A 3,577-nucleotide genomic window follows, 5' to 3' on the forward strand; every position below is an offset into this window, starting at 1 on the left:
GGGTCATCATGCCGTTGATCATGCCGCCCCAGCTCGGAGCCAGCAGAATCAGCGACATCACCATGCCCAGGCTCTGCGCCCAATCCGGCAGAGCGGTGTAGTGCAGGTGGTGCGGACCGGCCCAGATGTAGACGGTGATCAGTGCCCAGAAGTGGACGATCGACAGGCGGTAGGAATACACCGGACGTTCGGCCTGCTTCGGCACGAAGTAGTACATGATCCCGAGGAAGCCGGCGGTGAGGAAGAAGCCCACGGCGTTGTGGCCGTACCACCATTGCACCATCGCATCGGTCGCACCGGCATACAGCGAGTAGGACTTCATCGCACTGACCGGGATTTCCAGGTTGTTGACGATGTGCAGAATGGCCACGGTCAGGATGAAGGCGCCGAAGAACCAGTTACCGACGTAGATGTGCTTGACCTTGCGCGTCGCCAGCGTACCGAAGAAGACGACCGCATAGGCCACCCAGACGATGGTGATCAGGATGTCGATCGGCCACTCCAGTTCCGCATATTCCTTGGAGCTGGTGAAGCCCAGCGGCAGGGAGATCGCGGCGAGCAGGATGACCAGCTGCCAGCCCCAGAACGTGAACGCGGCCAACTTTGGCGCGAACAGTGTGGTCTGACAGGTACGCTGTACCGAGTAGTAGGACGTTGCGAACAGAGCACAGCCGCCGAAGGCGAAGATCACCGCGTTGGTGTGCAATGGACGTAGACGACCGAAACTGGTCCAGGGGAGGTCAAGGTTCAGAAATGGCCAGGCCAATTGTGCTGCGATGAAAACGCCGAGCCCCATCCCGACGATTCCCCACACCACCGTCATGATGGCGAATTGGCGGACCACCTTGTAACTGTAGGCGGTACTGGTTGCTGTGTTCATGTATGGGCTTCCATCCACGGGTAATGAGCAGTTTTTTTCTTTCTAATAGAAAGCGGGGCAAGGATGGGGAAAGGGCAATCTGCCGGTATTGACACGGATCAATACACACAAAGTGACAAAGGGCATCTCGTCAGGTGGAACCAGCCGTCTGGCGGCGCATGGGTGAGCCTGATCCTGGCGCATGGTGCAGGCGCACCGATGGACAGCCCGTTCATGGAACAAATGGCTGCGCGCCTTGCTGCGCGCGGGATAGCGGTTTGCCGATTCGAGTTCGCCTACATGGCGGCGCGACGTGCCGGGGCAGGCAAGCGGCCGCCCAGTCCACAGGCTCAATTGTTGGCCCAATGGCGTGAAGTCCATGCCCTGGTGCGACAGCAGGCCACAGGACCGCTGGCCATCGGTGGCAAGTCGATGGGGGGGCGAATGGCCAGTTTGCTGGCCGATGAGTTGGGCGCGGACGCGTTGGTCTGCCTGGGTTATCCGTTCTATGCCGCCGGCAAGCCGGAAAAGCCTCGGGTGGCGCATCTCGCCACGCTGCAGACGCCGACCCTGGTTGTCCAGGGTGAGCGCGACGCCTTGGGTGATCATGAAACGGTGGCGCAGTACGCGCTATCCCCGACGATTGCGCTGCACTGGCTGGCCGCCGCCGATCACGATCTCAAACCGCTGAAACGCTCGGGCCTGAGCCACGACCAGCACCTCGACAGTACTGCCGATGCGATTGCCGCGTTTCTCCAGGGTGTGATCTCGCACTGAGCGCTGCCTGCAGCCGGATCGAGCGATACCGGCTGCGGCTTTTCCTAGCGGTTGAAGCGCTCGACCAGGGCGTACTGCCCTTGCGCCGTGGCGGCGAGGTCCTCGCTGAGCAGCGCAGAGCTGCGCGCGTCACCAGTGGTCTGTTCGGCCAGCTGGGCGATGGTGCTGACGTTGTTGCTGATCTCGTCGGCTACCGCGCTCTGCTGCTCCGTCGCGGACGCGATCTGCGTGGTCATGTCGATGATATTGCCCATCGCCTCATTGATCCCGCTGAGGGCCTGATCGGCCTGGATCACCTGATCGACGCCGCGCGTCGCATGCACTCGGCCATCCTCGGTGGTCTGCACGGCGTGCCGCGCCTGCGACTGAAGTTTCTCGATCAGTTGATGGATCTCACCCGTGGCACTGGCCGTACGTTGGGCAAGCTGGCGGACTTCGTCGGCGACCACCGCGAAGCCGCGGCCACTTTCACCGGCACGCGCAGCTTCGATCGCGGCGTTGAGTGCCAGCAGGTTGGTCTGGTCGGCGATGCTCTTGATCACATCGACCACTCTGCCGATTGACTCGCTGTCGTTCGCCAGTTGGTTGACCGCCTCGCCCGTCTTCGCGACGGATTCGGATAGCTGCTGAATGGCCTCGCGTGTCTCGGCTGTGACCGTACGGCCCTGATCGGTGAGACGGCTGGCCTCGCGGGTCGCGTCGGCGGCCAGCGCGACGTTGCCGGCGACTTCCTGCGTCGTCGCGGCCATTTCGTTGATCGCCGTTGCGACTTGCTCGGTTTCCTGATGTTGCTGCACGAGGCCGTTGGCGCAGTTCTGTGCCAGCGAGTCGGCCTGCTTGGCTTGGCCCTGCAACTGCACGGCCATGTCCTGCAAGCGCGTGAGGCAGGTCTTCAGATGCGCGTGCTGGCTGAGCATCGCCATTTCCAGTTGTGCTTCGACGCCGCTGCTGTCGGTATACATGCGCGCGATGAGTGGATCGCTGGTGCTCTGGCTCGCCAGCTGCAACAGGCGTTTTATGCCGCGTTGCTGCCAGTGCAGCGCGACGAGGCCGAACGGTACGACCAACAGCGCGGCGGCGATGAATCCCAGCGCATGATCGAAGTTGGCGCCGACGAGAAACCCGATCTGGCTGATGACCAGAAACGGCAGCCATTTGCTCAATACGGGCAGCCAGGTGTCGCGCCGGGGCACGCCGGCCTTGCCGGAATTGATGCGCGCATACAGCGCTTCCGCCCGCTGGACCTGCTCGCGGGTCGGTTTGGTCCGTACCGACTCATAGCCCGTCACCTGGTGCTGCTGATCGAAAATGGGCGTGACGTAGGCGTTGACCCAGTAATGGTCGCCGGTCTTGCGCCGGTTCTTGACGATGCCCATCCACGGCTTGCCCTGCTTGAGGGTCGTCCACATGTGGTCGAACACGGCCGGCGGCACATCCGGATGGCGCACCAGGTTATGCGGCGCGCGAATCAGTTCGTCACGCGCGAAGCCGCTGACCTCGGCAAAGATATCGTTGCAGTAGGTGATCTGGCCTTTGAGGTCGGTGGTGGAGATGAGGCGTTGCTGATCAGGAAACGCGTATTCACGCTGTGTCACGGGTTGGTTGTTACGCATCGACTATCACGCCTGGCAGAGGAATCGTAGGGTGGAGCACCCGACCTGTGTGTTTTTTCTAATGGGGCGGGCCGGCCAGTTGGTCGGCCGGAGAGTGGTGTTCTTGAGCGAAAGCTGATTCGCGGATCAGTTTTTACTGCCCACAGGCGACCAGCGGCAGCCGAAGCTTAATGGTTCTGTAACGGGTTTTGGGCACTGTCGGTGCGTGTCCGGGTGCTTCGCGATGCGATGCGACTTGAGGGAGCCGGGCAGCGGGCAGGGACGTCAGGGCAGCTGGAAACCAATCGCCGAAGGACCGGCGGACGCCGATGCGAAAGGAATCGCATCG

The 3,577-nt window shown here is 62.2% G+C and carries 3 protein-coding genes; 1 reads left to right on the forward strand and 2 read right to left on the reverse strand.

Annotated features, from left to right (window positions below):
• A partial coding sequence (locus tag LO50_RS08915) for a cbb3-type cytochrome c oxidase subunit I (protein ID WP_044314757.1) occupies positions 1-880 on the reverse strand: 880 nt, incomplete at its 3' end.
• 63 nt (positions 881-943) lie between these two features.
• Between LO50_RS08915 and LO50_RS08920 the strand changes: the two genes are divergently transcribed.
• Complete coding sequence (locus tag LO50_RS08920) at positions 944-1,636, forward strand: alpha/beta family hydrolase (RefSeq protein WP_044314758.1); 693 nt, start codon at positions 944-946, stop codon at positions 1,634-1,636.
• A gap of 44 nt (positions 1,637-1,680) precedes the next feature.
• On the opposite strand, the gene LO50_RS08925 is transcribed toward LO50_RS08920, so the two are convergent.
• Positions 1,681-3,249: a methyl-accepting chemotaxis protein gene (locus LO50_RS08925; protein WP_044314759.1), complete on the reverse strand. Its 1,569-nt coding sequence runs from the start codon at positions 3,247-3,249 to the stop codon at positions 1,681-1,683.
• Between the last annotated feature and the right edge of the window lie 328 nt (positions 3,250-3,577).

The sequence above is a fragment of the Stutzerimonas stutzeri genome, from assembly GCF_000935215.1.
Taxonomy (GTDB): domain Bacteria; phylum Pseudomonadota; class Gammaproteobacteria; order Pseudomonadales; family Pseudomonadaceae; genus Stutzerimonas.

Coding starts and splice junctions, on each gene's coding strand:
- LO50_RS08925 (WP_044314759.1), bottom strand. CDS start 3,249: ATGCGTAACAACCAACCCGTGACACAGCGTGAATACGCGTTTCCTGAT.
- LO50_RS08920 (WP_044314758.1), top strand. CDS start 944: ATGGGGAAAGGGCAATCTGCCGGTATTGACACGGATCAATACACACAA.